This window comes from Brachyspira pulli (assembly GCF_036997785.1).
Classification (GTDB): domain Bacteria; phylum Spirochaetota; class Brachyspiria; order Brachyspirales; family Brachyspiraceae; genus Brachyspira; species Brachyspira pulli.
This window is the reverse complement of record NZ_JAWLQI010000142.1, coordinates 1-520: the sequence shown is the minus strand read 5'-3', so window position 1 is coordinate 520 and position 520 is coordinate 1. Positions and strand designations below refer to the sequence as shown.

1 protein-coding gene is annotated in these 520 nt (G+C 23.5%); it reads left to right on the top strand.

All coding sequences use genetic code 11. From position 1 onward, the window contains the following. Positions 1-450 (top strand): ABC transporter permease (locus R4K56_RS14735; RefSeq protein WP_335773223.1); only part of this gene is annotated, 450 nt, incomplete at its 5' end. Between the last annotated feature and the right edge of the window lie 70 nt (positions 451-520).

Genomic DNA, 520 nt, shown 5'->3' with positions numbered 1-520 from the left:
ATTATAAGTTTATCATGTGCTTGGGTGATAATATCTATTATAAGCTGTTTATTTGTATTTTTTGTATGTGCTTTATTTTTTAAAGTGGAATTTTCTTTTGCTTCTATACTTCTGTTTTTGCCTGTAATTATATTGGCGTCTTTGCTTTATATATTTATAAGCTTCTTTGTTTCTAGCTTGGTTAAAAATAATGAAACTGCGAGCATATTATATAATATTATTTTGATGGCTTCTATGTTTTTAAGCGACGGATATTATTCTTTATACAATGCTCCAAATATAGTGAAAATTTTAAGTAAATTAAATATTTTTCAGTATTTTTTGAATGCTTTCAGAGGTGCTTTTTATTTTGATTTTCATGCATATTTTATTGGAATAGCTGTACTTTTAGTATGTTTAATAATTGCTTTGATTCTTGCCGTTAATACTTTCAGATATGCTGATAAATAATAATAGGCTTGTTTTTATATTTAAACAACTATATTTTGTCAAAAATAATTTTTTAAATTTAAAATATTTG